The organism is Flavobacterium sp. AK-345 (assembly GCF_058310175.1).
The window spans coordinates 42,881-60,181 of record NZ_JBZEER010000001.1 but is presented as its reverse complement, the minus strand read 5'-3'; the positions used below and the strand labels follow the sequence as shown (position 1 = coordinate 60,181).

Below are 17,301 nucleotides of genomic sequence, written 5' to 3'. Positions count from 1 at the left end.
TCCAAATTTATTTAGAGAAAATTCATGTAAAAAATATTTATCGTTTTTCAGAAATTCAAAAAACCGATAATATCTATCTGGAAAACAAACTACTATACCTTAATATTAAATTTCAAAAATAAATTCCAAATTCCAATTTTCGCAACGTTTATCACTTCAATTCTAGAACAAACGATGCTCAAAAAGTATTATTGACGTGAAATCTTTAAGCAGTAAACTAAAATTTGAGCATAAAAAAAGCCCTGATTTCTCAGAGCTTTCTTTTTTTTTGGATGAACTAGTTTGTTATTCTATAACTTATTCAGATACTTTGCTTTTAACAACTAATCTGAAACCTTCTCCGTGAATGTTAAGAATTTCAACATCTTCATCAGATTTTAGGTATTTTCTCAATTTAGCGATGTACACGTCCATACTTCTTGAAGTAAAATAGTTGTCATCTCTCCAGATTTTCGTTAATGCTAATTCTCTTGGCATTAAATCATTTTCATGAAGAATCAACATTTTAAGCAATTCATTTTCTTTTGGAGATAATTTTATTGGCTCTTCGTTTTCGAAAGTTAAAAATCTAAGTTTAGAATTTAAATGGAATTTACCAATATTAAACTCAAACTGAACTTGTTCTGCTTTTGTATCAGCCGATTTTCTTTGAATAATAGCTTTGATTTTCATTAATAAAACTTCTGAATCAAAAGGTTTATTTAAGTAATCATCAGCTCCTGCTTTATACCCTTTTAACACATCCTCTTTCATAGATTTTGCAGTTAAAAATATAATTGGCACTTCGCTATTTTTCTCTCTAATCTCTTTGGCTAAAGTATAACCATCTTTATAAGGCATCATTACGTCAAGAATACATAAGTCATATACGTCCTTCTTGAATTTCTCGAAACCTTCCATACCGTTTTTAGCTAAAGTAACTTCAAAGTCATTTAACATTAGATAATCTTTAAGAACTGCCCCAAAATTAAGGTCATCTTCTACTAAAAGTATTCTTTTGTTATTATTTTCCATATTTTAATTTATTAATGGTATTTTTATTATAAAGGTGCTACCTTTTCCTTTTTCGCTTTCAACATATACTTGACCATTGTGATCCTCAACTATTCTTTTTACATAAGCCAGACCTAAACCGTGGCCTTTTACATTATGTAAATCTCCGGTATGTTCCCTGTAAAACTTCTCAAAAACTCTTTTTTGAGCTATTTTACTCATACCAAGTCCATTATCTTTAACTTTTATCAGAATCATGTCTTTAACATTTTCTGTAAAAATTTCAATTTCCGGAATATCCGGAGAATATTTTATTGCATTTTCTAAAATATTTACCAAGACGTTTGTAAAATGAACTTCATTTACCAAACATGTTGTTCTCGCGGCATTTAGATGTTTTACAACTGTTCCGTGTCGATCTTCTAAAATTAGATTCACGTGTTCAATTGCGTCATCAATTATATCATGAATAGCAGTTGGCTCTTTGGTGATATCAAGTTCTCTTTTTTCTAATTTAGAAATTCGGAGAACATTTTCAACCTGAGCATGCATTCTTTTATTTTCGTCTCTGATCATTTGAAGATAGCGAAAAACTTTTTCTTTATCTTCAATAATTTTGGGGTTTCTTATCGCATCAAGCGCTAAGTTTATTGTTGCAATTGGAGTTTTAAACTCATGCGTCATATTATTTATAAAATCTGTTTTGATTTCAGAAATATGCTTTTGACGTAACAATTGATTCAATGCACTTGTATAAGCTACAATTATAATCAGTGTAAAAACAATTGATAATATTGTAATACTCAATAATTCTGATAATAAAAATTTCTTTTTGTGAGGAAACGTTATAAATAGTTCATATTTACTATTTCCTTCATTATCTGTATATATTGGTATATGATAGCTCGCATCTTTATCATAATGAAAACCATCAGATTTTATTTTTGTTGCTAAACCACTATTAAGAACGCCAAATTCAAATTTGGTTTTTACACCGTATTCTTCCAGTTCCTTTTTTAATAGCTTTTGCAGCTTATCTTTTGTAATTCTTCCTTCGATTGGAGTTAGAGAAGCAATATCTTTATATTGAATCTGTTGCTGAACTTTATTTAAAATATCCAGACTTCCTGATTTTTCAATCTTTAAATCCGGAATAATACTTTGTCCTAAAGCATTATTATCGATATTGTTATTATTATTATAAATTTCAGTTACTCTTTTAGAGCTAAAGTTTTTAAATCTTTCGCTGCTAAACTTTTTATTAAAAAGCGATCCGCTTATGTCGTAATCTTCAGACGTAAGTGTGTTAGAATAAACAATTGTTTTATTTGTTTTTGTGTTTCTTTGAACGTAAAGAACTTCCAATAAATCTTCTTTCTTTGGAATTTTACCTGTACTGTCTTTTATGCGATTGTATTTATCGTAAAAACTATACTCTTCCTGCTGTTCAAGTTTATCAGCAACACTCCCAATCACTTGGGTAACGTGGTATTTAAATTGCTCGTCGTTATTTTTAAACGAAGAATTGAACCAAAATACCTGAACCAGAATTATCCCTATTAAGGACAAACTCATCAATAAAACAAGTATTCTAAAAAATAATTTATTCATCGAAACAAAATTAATATTTTAACAATATACTAAATAATACATTAACCAAATATTAACATTTAAGACTGATTTTGTTTAATATCTAAAATTTTAAGAATTTTAACAACTTCTTCCTTAGCATTTTTAAGATTATCGTTATTAATAACAAAATTGCTTCTGGAAATTCGATTTTCATCATTCCATTGCATTTTCATTCGGCTTAAAACTTGTTCTCTTGTGGTATTGTCGCGTTTTAAGACCCTTTCAATTCTAACTTCTTCGGGCGCAGTAACTGTTATAATTAAATCACATTCTTTATAACGCCCGCTTTCAAATAATATAGCAGCTTCATAAATTACATATTGGTAACTTTTATGTTGCAATAACCATACCTCAAAATCTTTTTTTACAGCAGGATGTACTATTGCATTTAATTCAGCCAGCTTATCTTTATCATTGAATACAATTTCAGCAAGTTTAGCACGGTTCAAAATGTTATTTTCAAATAAGGCTTCACCAAACGAGGTTTTTATCTCCTCAATAATATGGTCAGATTTCATTACATTTCTTGCACCATCATCTGCGATATAAACCGGAACTCCCATTTCATTAAAGTAATTTGCAATGGTTGTTTTACCACTACCAATTCCTCCTGTCAAACCAATAACTTTTGTCATACTATACTTTAAAAAACATACGAGGAAAAGCTTCTTGTGGTTTTTTCTTTAAAAGGATAATTTTTATAAAAGATTCTAAAAAGCCAGTTCCGTATCCGTAAAATTGTTTCCAGACAGCAATAACAGATAAATACCCAATTTTGATACTTTTATTCTGAATACTTGCCGTAAGAAATATTATAACGAAATATACGAAATATAATTGTAATAAAATATCAATATTGAAAATTAACAGTAAAAAAGCTAATAATAAACCTAATATAAACACGGTCGGAAAGAAGAAAGTAAGCTTATTATGTTCTGGATACCAACTATTTAATATTGGTCTTGCCTTGCCAAATTTATTTACCTGAACAGCAAATTTTTCCCAGTCAATTCTTCGTTTATGGTACACAAAAGCCTCAGGAAACAGTCTGGTTTGAAAACCAAGGTTCCATAAACGGATAGATAAGTCGGGATCTTCGCCAGGATGAATGTTTCCAAAACCTTTTGAAGCCTCAAATGCTTTCTTAGAAATCCCCATGTTAAAGCTGCGAGGCTGAAATTTATTGATTTTTTCAGACCCGCCACGAATTCCACCGGTTGTAAGAAATGAAGTCATTGCAAAGTTAATGGCTTTCTGAATATCTGAGAAACTGGCTAATGCTCTGTCCGGTCCACCGAAACAATCAACATAATTCTTATCTAACTCTTTATGAACTTCGGTTAAGTAATTTGGAGGAATTATACAATCTGAGTCAAAAATGATAAAATAATCACCTCTGGCTTTCTGCATACCAAAATTTCTTGAATCTCCCGGCCCTGAATTCTCTTTAAAATAATAAGAAATATTTAGCTTTCCCTGATATGTCATCACAACATCTTTACAGGGAATGGAAGAACCATCTTCTATCAGAACAATTTCAAAAGCTTCACTATAATCAGATTTGGTTAGGCTTTCTAAAAGTTCATCAACTTCATCCGGACGATTATACACGGGTATAATTAAAGAAAAAATCATAATGGAATATGCGTTATTAAAGTGGCGATTGTTTTAAATTTCAAAATTTCAGTAAAGATATGTTATATTAACAAAAAAACCATTCGCCGCAACGAATGGTTTCTTATATGTAGTACTAATTTGTACTTATTTTATACTTTCAATATTTACAACTTCATTTGCTTCGGCTTTATAATCAACTCCTGCAAATTCAAAACCAAATAGATTTAAGAAATCATTTCTATATCCTGCCAAATCACCAATTGCAGGTAAAGTTTCAGTCGTTGCTTCTAACCAAAGTTTAGCAACTTTTGCCTGAACATCATCACGCATTTCCCAATCATCGATTCTGATTCTTCCTTTTTCATCTACAGGAACTTCTGATCCTGAGTATAATCTGTCTTTAAACAAACGCTGAATTTGCTCGATGCAACCTTCATGTATTCCTTCTTCTTTCATAATTTTATACAAAAGAGAAATGTACAACGGAATAACCGGAATTGCAGAACTTGCCTGAGTCACTAATGCCTTGTTTACAGAAACATAAGCCTTACCTCCTATAGATTTCAAACTATCTGTAATTGTAAATGCAGTAGCTTCTAAATGATCTTTTGCGCGTCCAATTGTACCTTTTCTATATACAGCTTCCGTCAATGATGGCCCTATATAAGAATAAGCAACTGTTGTAGCTCCTTCAGCCAGTAAATTTTCAGCCTTTAAAGCATCAATCCACATAGCCCAGTCTTCACCTCCCATTACTGCTACCGTATTTTCAATATCTTCCTCATTTGCAGGAGCAATTGAAACCTCTGTAACGTTTCCTGTGTGAAAATCAACTGTTTTATTTGTAAATGTTTGTCCGATTGGTTTTAGAACAGAACGATGCGTCACTCCTGTAGTTGGATGCACACGAACTGGCGAAGCCAAACTATAAATTACAAGATCAACTTGTCCTAAATCTGCTTTTATTAAATCTAAGGTTTCTCTTTTGATTTCATTTGAAAAAGCATCTCCATTGATACTTTTTGCATATAAACCTGCTTTGTGAGCTTCAGTTTCAAAAGCTGCTGAATTATACCAACCCGGAGAAGCTGTTTTACCTTCAACTGGCGGTTTTTCAAAAAACACTCCAATTGTAGCTGCATCAGACCCGAAAGCACTTGTGATTCTTGAAGCCAATCCGAAACCTGTTGAAGCACCAATTACCAGTACTTTTTTTGCTCCGTTAATTGGACCTTTCGATTTTATATATTCTATTTGATTTTTTACGTTTTGCGCGCTTCCATCAGGATGTGCAGTCAAACAAATAAATCCTCGCATTCTAGGTTCTATAATCATCTTGTATTATTTATTGTATTAATTCAATTTCAGTTTTAATTTTTCAAAAATAGACATTTTATCCTTAACCCTTTTCATGTTGGCATTCATATTGTCTATAAAATTTGGATTTAAAGCATTTTTCTTCGCCAACTTATAGAAATTATAAGCTGCAGTATAATTGCTTTCATATTCAGCCATTCTTCCTAATTCACTGTTAAATGAAGAATAATCTACATTTTCAAGATTGTTAAATGTAAAATCAATATGCTCTTTAGCTTCCGCATATCGACCAATATCTATTAACAAATAAGTGTAGTTTAAATACGGCGCAGGATATTTTGGTTCAAATTTCATTGCCAGTTTATAATGATAAATTCCTTTATCATAGTTACTTAACTTATTGTAGTAAATCCACCCTAAATGATTGTGGGCTTTTCCAAAATCGGGATATTGAGATAATATTTCTTCCAGCATCTCTTTTCCGTCGGCAATATTTCCTTCAGATATTAATGAATCTGCCTTAATAAATTGATTTTCGTAAAAGCTTAAACTTTCCATACCTATACCTTATAATCTTAATTTAATAATTCTTTTGCATGATTTAATGCCGAATCAGAAATATTGGCTCCTGAAAGCATTTGTGCAATTTCTGTAATACGTTCGTCCGGCGATAAAAGTTTTAATTCTGATTGTGTATCTTCTGCAACAGTAGATTTGAAAACTTTAAAATGCGAATCACCTTTTGCAGCAATTTGTGGCAAATGCGTAATAGCAAATATCTGCATCTTTGCACTCATTTCTTTCATGATTTCGCCCATTCGAATGGCAATTTCTCCAGAAACTCCAGTATCAATTTCATCAAAAATTAAAGTTGGTAATTTTGAATACTGTGCCAAAATTGCTTTTACAGCCAGCATAATACGTGACATTTCCCCGCCTGAAGCTACTTTTTTCAACAAACCAAAATCAGTTCCTTTATTCGCAGAAAATAAAAATTGCAATTCGTCTTTTCCATTTTGAAAATATGTTTCAGATGGTAAAAGATCCATTTTAAATCGAACATTTGGCATTCCCAGCGTTTCCAAAATCGTGATTAACTGATTTGATAATACCGGAATTGAATTTAGTCTGTTTTGACGAATTGTTTCTGAAAAAACATCTAACTCCTGCGCTTTTTGCTCAATTGCTTTAGAAAGAATTTCAATTTCTTCTTCTATATTACCCAGTTCAATAACTGCATTTTCAAGATTTGCCTGAATTTCCAATAATTCATCAACAGTATTTGCCTGATGCTTTTTCTGTAAATTATAAATTAACTGCAATTTTTGGTTGGTTAATTCTAATTTTTCAGGATCATTTAATAATTTCTCAGAAGCATTTTGTAATTCTCTTGAAACATCATCAAATTCGATAGTTATACTTGTAATTCTTTCAAATAAATTTTGATACTCTACCGAAAATGGTGTAATTTTCTGCAATGAAGCCTTGATTTCATTCAGATTATGAAAAACCCCAAATTGCTCTTCATTTGCAATTACTAATGATTTGTCGATTGATTCTTTAATAATTTCAACATTATTAAGCTTCTCAAAATCGGCTTCTAATTCTTCTTGTTCACCTGATTTTAATTTGGCTGCAACCAATTCATTCAATAAAAAAGTATTGTATTCCTGTTCTTTGCCAGAATCACTTTGCTTTTTTAATAAAGCGTTTAATTTAGATTTATCTGATTTATATGTTTTTAATAATTTTTGATAAGCTGAAATTGTATCAAAATTATTAGCAATGGCATCAATTATTTTAAACTGAACACTTTCATCTGATAATTCCTGAGTTTGCTGCTGCGAATGTATATCAATCAAAAACAAACTTAAGTCTTGCAATTCCTGAAGATTTACAGGACTATCGTTTATAAAAGCACGTGATTTTCCCGAAGGCAAAATTTCACGTCTGATTATAGTGTCATCCTCATAATCAAGATCATTTGCTTCAAAAAATTCTTTTAAGTTATATTTTGAAATTTCAAAATGAGCTTCAATTACGCATTTTTCTTCTTTATTTTTTAAGGAAGTCAAATCGGCTCTTTTTCCTAAAACCAATCCTAAAGCACCTAATATAATAGATTTACCAGCTCCTGTTTCACCTGTAATTATAGAAAAACCTTTTGAAAAATCAATAGACAATTTTTCAATCAGGGCGTAGTTTTTAATCGACAGCGAAGTTATCATAGGATAAATATGTGAAAATAAAATTAATGAATAAAGTTAAAATTGAAAAGTCAATTAAAATTTAATTTGTGACCATTTAGTAGAATTTAATGGCGAAACCTTATTCAAAACGTCTGTTAAATCTGTAACCGAAATACTTGGCCCACCAGAAAAAATAGAAACAATTTCATCTGATTTAGCATCAAAAAATACCCGGGTTAAAAAAGCATTTGGCTTAACTGAGTTTAATTTCCCTATTAATGCTATAGACGATTTCACTTTTTCTTTTGATGTTTTTAAATCAACAGTCATATTATCCAATCCTGTATGATATAAAAAACTAGTTTGACGCAAATCACTATATGTAGGTGAAACCAGATCATTTATTAAATAATAACGGTTTTGAAGTCCATCAGTCTGGCTCCAGCCTTTAGAACCTCCTTGCTGTGCAACGTTGGCAATATTTTGAGCAGTTTCAAAATACGGACTTCCGGCACCCATTTGAAAAGTATCGGCATCTAATCCCAAAATTATATAGCTATAAAAAGAGATAACAGATACTAAATTTGACTCAAAAGTAGTTGGATTAAACAATAAAGGCTGATACTCTGTATAAGTAAAATTAAAGTCTTTATCATTATAATTTAAGACAGGCGAAGAATATGTTGAATTATAAATTAATCTGGAAGATTGTACCTGAATTGTACCTGTAAACTGGTCTGAACTATTTGACGAAAGTGTAATATACATTGAGCAATTAATTCTTTCATTTTGTTTTAAAAGCGCTCCTGTCCAGTCTGTTTTATTTACAAATTCAGATAATGAGGTCTGAAGTGTTTTAAAAACCTGTTGATTAGGGTTTGGGAGTCTTTCAGTATTTATAGTTACAGTACAATTTAGCTGTTGCGCCTGGGCAAAGCCAAATATTAAAAATACTAAAAGAGTAACTATTCTATTGTTCATACAAGGTAATGTTTGCTTTATCGAAATTCGATTTAGCTATTCTTATTCCGTTTTTTGATTAAAAAATCTGTGGTATTTAAGAAAAATGTAAAATTACTTTATTTAAAATATCAACCGCAACCGATTCTTTTGTTTTTAATTCCATTGGTTCAATTTTAAAATCTTTATCAATAAAGGTAACTTTATTGGTTTCTTTTTTAAAACCTGCGCCTTCATCCTGCAAAGAATTAAGAACTATCAAATCTAAGTTTTTTTTCTGAATTTTCAACTTAGCATTTTCAATTTCATTTTCGGTCTCTAAAGCAAATCCAATTAAAAACTGATTTTTTTTAATGGCTCCCAATGATTGCAGAATATCTTTTGTTTTTTCGAGTTCAATCGAAAATTCATTAGCAGCTTTCTTAATCTTTTGAAGAGCAACTGTTTTAGGTTTATAATCAGCAACGGCAGCAGCAGCAATCGCAACATCTGCATCGTTGTAATGTGCATGACAGGCATCGTACATTTCTTGTGCAGAAACTACGTTTACCACTTCAATTGAAGTATTTTTTGCCTTAAAATGTGTTGGTCCCGAAACTAAAATAACCTGAGCCCCCAAATTGGCTGCGGCATTTGCAATATCAAATCCCATTTTTCCAGAAGAATGATTACCTATAAAACGTACAGGATCTATTGCTTCATATGTTGGGCCGGCTGTTATTAGTATTTTTTTTCCTTTTAATGGCAACTTACTTTCCAGATCAGCTTCAAGAAAAGCAATGATATTTTCAGGTTCTGCCATTCTTCCCTCTCCGGATAAACCGCTGGCCAATTCGCCATTTTCTGCAGGAATCATAACGTTACCAAATTGCTTTAAAGCCTTAAAACTCGATAGTGTTGAAGGATGTTTGTACATATCCAGATCCATTGCCGGAGCAAAATAAACAGGACACTTAGCCGATAAATAAGTAGCAATTAAAAGATTATCACAGTTTCCTGTTGCCATCTTAGATAATGTATTGGCAGTTGCGGGAGCAACTATCATTAAATCAGCCCAAAGACCTAATTCAACATGATTGTTCCAAACTGCATCTTGATCATCCTCATTAAAAAAAGTAGAGTGTACAGGATTTTTTGATAACGTAGATAACGTAAGTGGAGTTACAAAATCCTTAGAAGCAGGTGTCATTATCACTTGGACATGTGCACCTGCTTTTATAAAGAGTCGTACTAATGTGGCTGTTTTATACGCTGCAATTCCACCAGAAACTCCCAGTAAAATTTTTTTTCCGTTTAAAACTGACATTATACTGTATTATTTGTTTGAACTTCTGTGGTAAGTTTTACCGTCTAACCATTCCTGAACAGCTAAAGCGTGTGGTTTAGGCAATTTTTCGTAAAATTTAGAAACTTCAATTTGTTCTTTATTTTCAAAAACTTCTTCAAGACTGTCATTATAAGTAGCAAACTCTTCTAATTTTTCAGTTAATTCTTTTTTAATTTCAGAATTAATTTGGTTTGCTCTTTTAGCCATAATGGTAATTGCTTCATACACATTTCCTGTTGGCTCTTCAATAACTGTTTTATTGTATGTTATTGTATTTACAGGAGCATTCGTCTTTTTTAAATCCATGACTTTATTTTATTTAGTAAATTTTTGTAAATCAGTTTCAACTCTGGCATTCATTTCGTCTGCCTGTTTTTTGTATTTTGTAGCGCTGTTAAACTTAATTAAGTTATTGTAAGCTGCTTTGGCAACATTTAAACGTTCCTGCATTTTTGAAGGAACACTATTTATTGCTAATTGGTATGCTGAATCGTATTTGTAAAACAATGCATCTTCTTTAAAAGGTGTTCCGGGAAAATCAGCGATAAAATTATCAAACGCAATTAATGCCGATTTATAATCTGAAATCGTATTATAACCTTTTGCATTTTCGTATGCTTTTTTCTCAAGTTTACCGTTCAAAATCTGTACAGCTGCATTTGCCTGAGGAAGATATTCTGAATTTGGATAATTGTCTATAAAAGCCTGTAATTTCTCTAAGGCTTTTACTGTATCTGTTTGATCCAGGCTATAAATTGGTGATAATTTTGAATAGCTGAAAGCTCCTAAAAATGCTGCTTCCTGAACTTTTTCGCTTCGTGGATACCCAGAAACAAAACTTTCAAACTGATAGCCGGCCAAATAATATTGTTTTGTTTTATAATATGACTGAGAAAACATATAAAACAATTTCTCTGCCTGAGGTTTACCTCTATAAGTTGGCGCTAGTTGCTCAAAAAGACGAATAGCTTTATTATATTTACCTGCCTCATACATTTTTGTTGCTATTTCAAATTTTGCCGCAACATCTTCATTTTTCAATGCTTTTTGGTAATCACTACAAGAACAAAAAAGGACAACAACAATTAATAGAGATACTATTTTTTTCATTTTCTTACTTTTATTATGATTTCTTAGACAATTGTGCCAAAGCAAAATCACACCGAAGTTCCGGTGGCAAATTTAGTTATTAATTTAGCTACTACAAAATATTTTTTGGTATATTAAAATACCCTTAATCCTGCTCTACTTTGATACTGTGTTTTACAAATTCGTTTAATCTGTTTGCCAACGAATCGTCTACAGAAACTAATGGCAAACGTACTGTGTTCTCAGCAATACCAAGGGCTTGAAACACTTGTTTGATTCCTGCAGGATTTCCCTGTTCGAAAATCATATCAATACAATCTGATAAAAAGTATTGTGTTTTAAACGCTTCATTTACTTTTTTATTAAGACCTAAACGAATCATTTCTGAAAATTCTTTAGGAAAACCTTGCCCGATTACGGAAATTACACCTGCTCCACCCGCTAAAACAATTGGTAAAGCGATCATATCATCTCCTGAAATCACAAGAAAATCTTTTGGTGCATTTTTTATTAATTGCATTGCCTGCACAACATCACCGGCAGCTTCTTTTATAGCCACAACATTGTCAAAATCTTTGGCAAGACGAACTACTGTCGATGGCAGCATATTGCTTGACGTTCTTCCTGGTACATTGTATAAAATTACCGGAATTGGAGATGCTTCGGCAATAGCTTTAAAATGCTGATAAATACCTTCCTGAGTTGGTTTATTATAATATGGTGAAACAGACAGAATAGCTTCAAAAGCAGAAAAATCTCTTGTTTTTAATTCTTCTACAACCTGCATAGTATTGTTTCCTCCAACACCAAGTACAATTGGCAATCTTCCCTTATTAATATCAATTACCGCATTAATTACCTGTTCTTTTTCGTCTTGTGTCAGGGTAGCATTTTCTGCCGTTGTTCCCATTACTACAAGATATTCAACTCCTCCATCAATCGAAAAATTTACTATTCGCTGTAACGCTTCAAAATCAATTGAGAAATCTTTTTTAAATGGTGTTACAAGTGCAACGCCTGTTCCTATTAATGATTGCATATTCTATTTATAATTTATTTTATACTTTTTAAATACTTAAACAATTCGGAAATGAAAAGTTTATAATTCTCTAAATCAGTATTTATCATCCATCGATTTAATTTTTCATCGACTGATGCAAACCCGACTTTAAACTTCGCTTTTGATTTGCTGGTTATCATCATCAAAATTGGTTTTTCAACTTCATAATAACTAATCAAAAGGTCAAATTCTGTCTCGACAAATTCATTTAAGAAATCTACCGTAATTCTGCCTTTCCAATTGATATGTTTTTTACCAAAAGTAGTTTCTGAATACGTTTTTTTCTTCTTTAATTTGCCTCTATACTGAACAATTTTTATGTTTTCCGGTTTAATTCCTTTTAAGATTAATTCGCTAATTAACTCTTTAGCATATCGAATTTTACTTTCATCAACCAGCAATCCAATTGTTTGTATATTACTTGTAAATACTTCGTTTTTTACTTTATGTAAGTTATTTTTTAATGATTTTTTTACAAAAAATTCCTTTATATAATTTAAAAACATAGTACTTTTACAAATTACAAAATTAATTATTTAAGTCGCATTTAAGATGGTAAATCTAAAAAAGTATAACGGAGTTTTAAAACTTTTTGTTATATTCTTAACACTTTTTTTTATAGTTTCCTGCAGTAACAAAAACTACAACTTAACAAAAATCGAAGGGAAGCAGCTTCCAGTTACCGAAAAACAGGCCGAAACCCCTGAAATTGAGAACTTCATAAAACCATATAGAGAGCATATCAATAAAGATTTGGACAGCGTTTTGGCTTATTGCCCTGAAACTTTGGATAAAAGCACAGGGAAATGGCAAACAACAATTGGTAATTTAATGGCTGATGTTTGTGTAGAAAGAGGAAATCTTGTTTTTAAAGCCCGTGAGAAAAAAAGTATCGATTTATGTTTATTGAATCATGGCGGGATAAGAGCGGTTTTACCTAAAGGTAATGTGACCAGCAGAACTGCTTTTGAAATTATGCCTTTTGAAAACAGTCTGGTCGTAATGGCATTAAAAGGAGAACAGATTCTTGAAATAACTTCTTATATTATTAAGGTACAAAAAGCACAGCCACTGTCTGGAATGACTTTTACAATTGCAAAAGACAAGACCGCAAAAAACATTTTGATTCAGGGAAAACCTCTTGACCTTAATAAAATTTATTATGTTGTCACAAATGACTATTTGGCTAATGGCGGTGACAGCATGGTTTTCTTTGCTAAAAGTGTTCAAAAATTTGATTTAAATTATAAAATTCGAAATGTATTTATTGATTATTTTAAGGAAGTTGATACAATTCCGGTTCCAAGAGATATTCGAATTACTGAAGAATAAAAAAGTTAGCCACGAATTCACGAATTATTTTAAAAAAATTAGTGCCAATTCGTGCAATTTGTGGCAAAAAAACAAACTACAAGATCTTTCCTGAAAATATATATACAATGAAAAGAAGAGAATTTATCGAAAAAACAGCTGCAAGTACTGCCTTATTAAGTTTAGGTTTATCATTAAGCAGTTTTGAAAGTAACGATATTAAGCATTTAACTGTTTTACACACAAATGATGTTCACAGTCATATTGATCCTTTTCCGGCTGATGATCCTCTTAACCCGAATAAAGGCGGTGTTTCTCGTCGTGCGGCACTTATTGAAACTATTCGCAGAGAAAACCCAAATGTACTTTTATTGGATGCGGGCGATATTTTTCAGGGAACTCCGTACTTTAATTATTATGGTGGAGAATTGGAGTTTAAATTAATGAGCATGATGAAATATGATGCCTCAACTATTGGGAATCATGATTTTGACAATGGCCTTGATGGTTTGCATGCGCAAATGCCTCATGCAACTTTTGAGTTTATCAATTCAAACTACGATTTTAAGAATACGGTAATGAACGGGCTTGTAAAACCGTACAAAATTTTCAATAAAAACGGAATTAAAGTAGGCGTTTTTGGCGTAGGAATTGAGCTTGCAGGTTTGGTAGACAAACAAATGTATAAGGAAACTGTATATAATAATCCTGTAGAAATTGCACAGGATATGACACAATTATTGAAGAAGGAAGAAAAATGTGATTTGGTAATTTGCCTTTCGCATTTAGGTTATAACTACAAAGAAGATGAATCTAAAATTTCTGATTTAAAATTCGCAGCGTTAACTCAGGATATTGATTTAATTATTGGCGGACATACGCATACTTTTTTAGATAAACCAACGATCGTAAAAAACAAAGTGGGCGAAAATGTATTAGTCAACCAAGTGGGCTGTTACGGAATAAATTTAGGCCGAATTGACTTTTATTTTGATAAGAATAAAGCACATACAAACCAAGGGAAATCAATTATCGTATAACATTTTTTTATGCGATTTTGCTTTTTTAAGAAAATAGGCAACCATAAAATAGTATGCCAGAATTTGGGTTATATCACGAATTAAAATAAGTACAATGGAGTACGAGAAGTATTCGCAGAAAATAAAAAACATATCCGACAACATATAGCTAATAGCCATCAGGCTCATTAAAAAAGCTATATAAGTACCTTTTGTGATGTAATTTACAAATGCATAATAACATAAAAGACTTAGAATTATTCCGTAAAAAGTATAAAGCCAGTTAAACTTTTTCATATTGTCTGATTGCAAACTCAGGACAGAAATCAATAAATAAACAATAAAAATTACTACTATTGATATTGGCAAAATATCTCTTTTCCTGAATTTTATTCTTTCGTGTCTGGTAATGAAAATTCTTAAAAGCAATATATAAACAATCAGAAAACTTAATACACCGCCAATTTCTGAAATTTCTACATCCATCAATTCGAAAACCTGGCCAATAAAACAAAATAAGAAAACTAGTGCTTCGGTTTTTCCTATTTTATAATCACTGCTAATCAAAAAGTAAAAAAAAATAGCAGGCAACACAATAGATTTAGCGTAAACTGCCATAACATCATGCTGCATACAATTAAAAATAATTGTAAACAGCAGTGCTAAAAAATATAAAATTAACGACGGTTTATTCGCTTTCATTTAGTTTATTTATAAAATCCTGTTCAGATAATATAGGTACATTTAATTTAGTGGCTTTTTCTAATTTGGCTGGCCCCATATTATCTCCGGCAACTACAAAATCTGTTTTTGCAGAAATTGAACTTCCCACTTTTCCCCCGTTGTCCTCGATTGTTTTCTTTAAATCATCTCTTGAAAACTGCTCGAAAACACCTGAAACGACAAATGTTTTTCCAATGAATTTTTCTGTTGCATCCGGATTTATATTTTCAACAATTTCAAATTGAACTCCGTAACTTTTTAAGCGTTCAATTATTATTTGGTTTTCTTCATTTTCAAAAAATTCAACTACACTTCTGGCAATTCTTTCCCCTATTTCATCAACTAAAATCAAATCCATTAAAGTAGCTTTGCTTAGCGCATCGATATTTTTATAATGTTTGGCTAGTTTTTTGGCTACGGTTTCTCCAACAAATCGAATTCCGAGCGCAAAAAGAACGCTTTGAAACGGAATTTCTTTTGATTTCTCAACGCCGTTTACCAAATTCTCGGCTGATTTTTGCGCCATTCTTTCTAAGTGCAAAATATCATTTACTTTTAATTCGTATAAATCGGCATAATTATGAACTAAGCCATTTTTGAAAAGCAAGGCAACAGTTTCGCCGCCAAGACCTTCAATATCCATTGCTTTTCTTGAAATATAATGCTGGATTCGTCCAATAATCTGCGGAGGACAGCCGTAAAAATTAGGGCAATAATGATTGGCTTCCCCAACATTTCTAACCAACTCGGTATGACATTCGGGACAATATGTAATGTATTGTGTTGGCTCTGAATTCTCAGGACGTTTTTCTAAATCTACTGCAATGATTTTCGGAATAATTTCACCTCCTTTTTCAACAAAAACGGTATCATTTATTCTGATATCTAATTTCTCAATTTGATCTGCATTGTGCAAAGATGCTCTTTTTACAATGGTTCCTGCCAATTGAACCGGCACTAAATTAGCAACGGGTGTTATGGCTCCGGTACGGCCAACCTGATACGTAATAGAATTTAATTTGGTGGAAACCTGTTCTGACTTAAATTTATAAGCAATTGCCCAACGTGGTGATTTTGCAGTATAACCTAATTCCTGCTGATGCTGAATGCTGTTTACTTTTACTACAACTCCATCGGTTTCATATGGTAATTTGTGACGGTGTACATCCCAATAATCAATAAAATCGAAAACTTCCTGAAGGTTATTTACCAATTTTGCTTCGCTTGGTACTTTAAAACCCCATTTTTTTGCAGATTCTAATCCTTCAAACTGTGTTGAAAAGGGTAAATTGTTGCTGGTTACTGTATATAATAAACATTCTAGCGGACGCTTGGCAACCTCAGCACTGTCTTGTAATTTTAAACTTCCCGATGCTGTATTTCTTGGATTTGAATAAGGAGTCTCGCCAATTTCGATTAATTCCTGATTCATTTTTTCGAAACCTTTATATGGCAAAATAATTTCGCCACGAATATCGAATTTATCCGGATAATCGCCTTTTAATTGCAACGGAACAGATTTTATGGTTTTGATGTTATTTGTAACCTCATCACCCTGAAAACCGTCTCCGCGGGTTAAAGCCTGGACTAATTTTCCGTTTTCGTATGAAATACTTATAGACGCTCCATCGTATTTTAATTCACAGGTATATTGTAAATCAACATTTCCCAGAACTCTTTGAATTCGGTTTTCCCAATCGACTAAATCTTCTTTTGAATAAGAATTATCCAAAGAATACATGCGATATTGGTGTGCAATGGTCTTAAAATTTTTGGTTACTGTTCCTCCTACTCTTTGCGTTGGGGAATTTTCATCAAAAAATTCGGGATGTTTATTTTCTAAATCCTGCAGCTCCTTTAATTTAATATCAAAATCATAGTCTGAAATTGTGGCATTATCAAGTACATAATAATTGTAATTGTGTTGGTTAAGTTCGTTTCTTAAAGCCTGAATTTTGTCTTGAATACTCATAAAAATATTAAAATGGTGCTGATTGTAATTTAGAATAACTGTAACTTCAAAATTAGGATATTTTTGTTGAAAAGCGTTTAAAAACCTGAAAG

General features: G+C 31.7%; 17 protein-coding genes. 2 read left to right on the top strand and 15 right to left on the bottom strand.

Annotated elements, in window-relative coordinates:
- Nucleotides 1–297: 297 nt before the first annotated feature.
- The 13 genes from AC4FQ3_RS00250 to AC4FQ3_RS00190 all read right to left on the bottom strand — a co-directional run bounded on the left by AC4FQ3_RS00250 (nucleotide 298) and on the right by AC4FQ3_RS00190 (nucleotide 12,690).
- Nucleotides 298–1,014 (bottom strand): response regulator transcription factor, encoded by a 717-nt coding sequence (locus tag AC4FQ3_RS00250; protein ID WP_042564360.1) that lies wholly within the window; start codon nucleotides 1,012–1,014, stop codon nucleotides 298–300.
- A gap of 3 nt (nucleotides 1,015–1,017) precedes the next feature.
- A complete protein-coding gene (locus AC4FQ3_RS00245) occupies nucleotides 1,018–2,604 on the bottom strand; it encodes a sensor histidine kinase (RefSeq protein WP_042564359.1) in 1,587 nt (528 codons plus the stop codon).
- A 59-nt stretch (nucleotides 2,605–2,663) separates the two neighbouring features.
- Nucleotides 2,664–3,260, bottom strand: coding sequence for a dephospho-CoA kinase (coaE, locus tag AC4FQ3_RS00240; RefSeq protein WP_042564358.1), 597 nt, complete (start codon nucleotides 3,258–3,260; stop codon nucleotides 2,664–2,666).
- A gap of 1 nt (nucleotide 3,261) precedes the next feature.
- Nucleotides 3,262–4,260, bottom strand: coding sequence for a glycosyltransferase family 2 protein (locus AC4FQ3_RS00235; protein ID WP_073393728.1), 999 nt, complete (start codon nucleotides 4,258–4,260; stop codon nucleotides 3,262–3,264).
- A gap of 126 nt (nucleotides 4,261–4,386) precedes the next feature.
- Nucleotides 4,387–5,577: an enoyl-ACP reductase FabV gene (fabV, locus tag AC4FQ3_RS00230; RefSeq protein WP_491180422.1), complete on the bottom strand. Its 1,191-nt coding sequence runs from the start codon at nucleotides 5,575–5,577 to the stop codon at nucleotides 4,387–4,389.
- 18 nt (nucleotides 5,578–5,595) lie between these two features.
- Entirely contained in the window at nucleotides 5,596–6,117 is a 522-nt protein-coding gene (locus tag AC4FQ3_RS00225; RefSeq protein WP_042564355.1) for a hypothetical protein, read from the bottom strand.
- A gap of 17 nt (nucleotides 6,118–6,134) precedes the next feature.
- Nucleotides 6,135–7,787, bottom strand: coding sequence for a DNA repair protein RecN (gene recN, locus AC4FQ3_RS00220; protein ID WP_491180421.1), 1,653 nt, complete (start codon nucleotides 7,785–7,787; stop codon nucleotides 6,135–6,137).
- Nucleotides 7,788–7,841: 54 nt separating this feature from the next.
- Nucleotides 7,842–8,729 (bottom strand): type IX secretion system protein PorD, encoded by an 888-nt coding sequence (porD, locus tag AC4FQ3_RS00215; protein ID WP_073393724.1) that lies wholly within the window; start codon nucleotides 8,727–8,729, stop codon nucleotides 7,842–7,844.
- 76 nt (nucleotides 8,730–8,805) lie between these two features.
- Entirely contained in the window at nucleotides 8,806–10,014 is a 1,209-nt protein-coding gene (gene coaBC / locus AC4FQ3_RS00210; protein ID WP_073393723.1) for a bifunctional phosphopantothenoylcysteine decarboxylase/phosphopantothenate--cysteine ligase CoaBC, read from the bottom strand.
- 9 nt (nucleotides 10,015–10,023) lie between these two features.
- A complete protein-coding gene (locus tag AC4FQ3_RS00205; protein WP_008463064.1) occupies nucleotides 10,024–10,341 on the bottom strand; it encodes a DNA-directed RNA polymerase subunit omega in 318 nt (105 codons plus the stop codon).
- A 9-nt stretch (nucleotides 10,342–10,350) separates the two neighbouring features.
- Entirely contained in the window at nucleotides 10,351–11,145 is a 795-nt protein-coding gene (locus AC4FQ3_RS00200) for an outer membrane protein assembly factor BamD (protein WP_042564351.1), read from the bottom strand.
- A gap of 124 nt (nucleotides 11,146–11,269) precedes the next feature.
- Nucleotides 11,270–12,163, bottom strand: a complete 894-nt coding sequence (dapA, locus tag AC4FQ3_RS00195) for a 4-hydroxy-tetrahydrodipicolinate synthase (RefSeq protein WP_491180420.1) — start codon at nucleotides 12,161–12,163, stop codon at nucleotides 11,270–11,272.
- A gap of 14 nt (nucleotides 12,164–12,177) precedes the next feature.
- On the bottom strand, nucleotides 12,178–12,690 hold the full coding sequence (locus tag AC4FQ3_RS00190; protein ID WP_491180419.1) for a DUF6913 domain-containing protein: 513 nt from the start codon (nucleotides 12,688–12,690) through the stop codon (nucleotides 12,178–12,180).
- A gap of 46 nt (nucleotides 12,691–12,736) precedes the next feature.
- Here AC4FQ3_RS00190 and AC4FQ3_RS00185 point away from each other — a divergent pair, with 46 nt between their 5' ends.
- Together AC4FQ3_RS00185 and AC4FQ3_RS00180 are read left to right on the top strand one after the other, a co-directional pair.
- Complete coding sequence (locus tag AC4FQ3_RS00185; RefSeq protein ID WP_042564348.1) at nucleotides 12,737–13,516, top strand: 5'-nucleotidase C-terminal domain-containing protein; 780 nt, start codon at nucleotides 12,737–12,739, stop codon at nucleotides 13,514–13,516.
- A 107-nt stretch (nucleotides 13,517–13,623) separates the two neighbouring features.
- Nucleotides 13,624–14,535, top strand: coding sequence for a bifunctional metallophosphatase/5'-nucleotidase (locus AC4FQ3_RS00180; RefSeq protein ID WP_491180418.1), 912 nt, complete (start codon nucleotides 13,624–13,626; stop codon nucleotides 14,533–14,535).
- Here AC4FQ3_RS00180 and AC4FQ3_RS00175 read toward each other — a convergent pair.
- Both AC4FQ3_RS00175 and ligA read right to left on the bottom strand, forming a co-directional pair.
- Nucleotides 14,521–15,216 carry a lysoplasmalogenase family protein gene (locus tag AC4FQ3_RS00175; RefSeq protein ID WP_471733420.1) on the bottom strand — a complete coding sequence of 232 codons (696 nt, stop codon included), beginning with the start codon at nucleotides 15,214–15,216 and terminating at the stop codon, nucleotides 14,521–14,523. The two genes, AC4FQ3_RS00180 and AC4FQ3_RS00175, sit on opposite strands and share 15 nt — an antisense overlap.
- Complete coding sequence (ligA, locus tag AC4FQ3_RS00170; protein ID WP_491180417.1) at nucleotides 15,203–17,209, bottom strand: NAD-dependent DNA ligase LigA; 2,007 nt, start codon at nucleotides 17,207–17,209, stop codon at nucleotides 15,203–15,205. Before ligA ends, AC4FQ3_RS00175 begins: the two co-directional genes overlap by 14 nt.
- Nucleotides 17,210–17,301: the final 92 nt, after the last annotated feature.

Excerpts from the sequence above, each read along its gene's own strand:
- AC4FQ3_RS00250 (WP_042564360.1), bottom strand. The coding sequence starts at position 1,014 with ATGGAAAATAATAACAAAAGAATACTTTTAGTAGAAGATGACCTTAAT.
- AC4FQ3_RS00245 (WP_042564359.1), bottom strand. The coding sequence starts at position 2,604 with ATGAATAAATTATTTTTTAGAATACTTGTTTTATTGATGAGTTTGTCC.
- coaE (WP_042564358.1), bottom strand. The coding sequence starts at position 3,260 with ATGACAAAAGTTATTGGTTTGACAGGAGGAATTGGTAGTGGTAAAACA.
- AC4FQ3_RS00235 (WP_073393728.1), bottom strand. The coding sequence starts at position 4,260 with ATGATTTTTTCTTTAATTATACCCGTGTATAATCGTCCGGATGAAGTT.
- fabV (WP_491180422.1), bottom strand. The coding sequence starts at position 5,577 with ATGATTATAGAACCTAGAATGCGAGGATTTATTTGTTTGACTGCACAT.
- AC4FQ3_RS00225 (WP_042564355.1), bottom strand. The coding sequence starts at position 6,117 with ATGGAAAGTTTAAGCTTTTACGAAAATCAATTTATTAAGGCAGATTCA.
- recN (WP_491180421.1), bottom strand. The coding sequence starts at position 7,787 with ATGATAACTTCGCTGTCGATTAAAAACTACGCCCTGATTGAAAAATTG.
- porD (WP_073393724.1), bottom strand. The coding sequence starts at position 8,729 with ATGAACAATAGAATAGTTACTCTTTTAGTATTTTTAATATTTGGCTTT.
- coaBC (WP_073393723.1), bottom strand. The coding sequence starts at position 10,014 with ATGTCAGTTTTAAACGGAAAAAAAATTTTACTGGGAGTTTCTGGTGGA.
- AC4FQ3_RS00205 (WP_008463064.1), bottom strand. The coding sequence starts at position 10,341 with ATGGATTTAAAAAAGACGAATGCTCCTGTAAATACAATAACATACAAT.
- AC4FQ3_RS00200 (WP_042564351.1), bottom strand. The coding sequence starts at position 11,145 with ATGAAAAAAATAGTATCTCTATTAATTGTTGTTGTCCTTTTTTGTTCT.
- dapA (WP_491180420.1), bottom strand. The coding sequence starts at position 12,163 with ATGCAATCATTAATAGGAACAGGCGTTGCACTTGTAACACCATTTAAA.
- AC4FQ3_RS00190 (WP_491180419.1), bottom strand. The coding sequence starts at position 12,690 with ATGTTTTTAAATTATATAAAGGAATTTTTTGTAAAAAAATCATTAAAA.
- AC4FQ3_RS00185 (WP_042564348.1), top strand. The coding sequence starts at position 12,737 with ATGGTAAATCTAAAAAAGTATAACGGAGTTTTAAAACTTTTTGTTATA.
- AC4FQ3_RS00180 (WP_491180418.1), top strand. The coding sequence starts at position 13,624 with ATGAAAAGAAGAGAATTTATCGAAAAAACAGCTGCAAGTACTGCCTTA.
- AC4FQ3_RS00175 (WP_471733420.1), bottom strand. The coding sequence starts at position 15,216 with ATGAAAGCGAATAAACCGTCGTTAATTTTATATTTTTTAGCACTGCTG.
- ligA (WP_491180417.1), bottom strand. The coding sequence starts at position 17,209 with ATGAGTATTCAAGACAAAATTCAGGCTTTAAGAAACGAACTTAACCAA.